This is a genomic window from Bartonella sp. AP57NXGY (assembly GCF_042195805.1).
GTDB lineage: Bacteria > Pseudomonadota > Alphaproteobacteria > Rhizobiales > Rhizobiaceae > Bartonella.
Genome location: NZ_JBHIOZ010000286.1, coordinates 1 through 1,366, shown reverse-complemented (window position 1 = coordinate 1,366; position 1,366 = coordinate 1). Strand labels below are relative to the sequence as shown.

Annotated in this window: 2 protein-coding genes; one reads left to right on the top strand and one right to left on the bottom strand. The window is 35.9% G+C overall.

Annotation, left to right across the window (positions count from 1 at the left end; all coding sequences use genetic code 11):
• Positions 1-193 precede the first annotated feature (193 nt).
• A complete protein-coding gene (locus ACFIL8_RS10345) occupies positions 194-934 on the top strand; it encodes a TIR domain-containing protein (protein ID WP_375689695.1) in 741 nt (246 codons plus the stop codon).
• 279 nt (positions 935-1,213) lie between these two features.
• On the opposite strand, the gene ACFIL8_RS10340 is transcribed toward ACFIL8_RS10345, so the two are convergent.
• Positions 1,214-1,366, bottom strand: a 153-nt coding sequence (locus ACFIL8_RS10340; protein WP_375689697.1) for a type II toxin-antitoxin system RelE/ParE family toxin, incomplete at its 5' end; no start/stop codon positions are given.

The window sequence follows — 1,366 nt, the reverse complement described above, 5'->3', positions numbered from 1 at the left end:
CTTTATCACGCAGTAAAATTTCCCATCATTTAGTCAAGTTTTCCCACGTTTCAATCAATTGAATGGAAGGTGACCGTTTCTTTTTGTGCATCGTATAAGAACATGAAATCATAAAGCTATTTAAATTCAAATAGTTATAAAAATAAACCAACATTTTATATTAATAGCCAGCAATATTGAAAGAATATAAACAGTGAAATATAGCGGAACCTTCGAAGACCTTAAAGATATAGTTAAAACAGCTGGATATAAAATCATAGAAATTAAGTCTCTATCACTTAATTCTTCTAAAGGATATCAGATCAAAACCTCCGAAGGAGGCGTTATTAATTGGTATGAAAGCACAGGAACAATCAACGTTCAAGGCAAAGAAAACATAAAACAAAAGTTAATAGAAGATTTAGCAAAGCATATAGAAGAAACATCAACGATTCCTTCCTCAAAAACTGCCCCCAATCCCTCAAATAAAAAAATCTTTATCGTTCATGGCCATGACCATATTGCTCTAGAGCAACTTGAACTTATTCTTCGCAGGCTTGGTCTCGAACCATACATCTTACAAAACACGAGTGGTAATGGTTTACCCATCATTCAAACTTTGAAAAAAGAAATTTGTGACAGTTCTATAAGTTTTGGTATTGTACTCCTCACGCATGATGACATGGGTTATGCTATATCTCAAGGTGCAGAAAAAATTCAACCCCGTGCACGACAAAACGTTATTTTCGAAATGGGCATGTTAGCTGCCGCACTTCCTCTTGAGAGGATTGCTATTCTACAAAAAGAAGGCATTGAAATGCTTTCAGATGTTGGTGGAGTTTACTACCTTTCTTTTAAAGAACACGTAAAAGAAACACTTCCGGATCTTATTGATCGACTATGTGAAGCCGACTACAATTTAGATGCAAAAAAATTTACTACAGCATCACGTTAAATTTGAATAATGCTTATGTTTATTTTTTAAAGCGCACACCCAAAATCACAAGGCACCTCACCACATTCCACAGACACACATCCTATAGGCTCAAAGAAACGATCATCCCCCACCCTTCTTCAAACAGCAAGCGATTGTGCAAATTCAAATGAAGAGACCGCGTGTGAATTCACTACCGTAGAAGAAATCATTTTAGTCTCTTTGATAAACGCGGGGCTGTTGTCATGATTTTGGTAATTGTTCCAGAAAGGTTTAAGAGGCAGATAGCCTCTGATTAGATTAAAGAAAAATAGGAAATTCACGTCGGGCATGTACTACAGCTACAATTTCGATTTTATGTGCAGCTACTCGATACAATATAAGGTAATTTGGATGCGCTACAATTTCTCGTAATCCTAATACCTTCTCACTCTGTCTGTATAAATATGGATG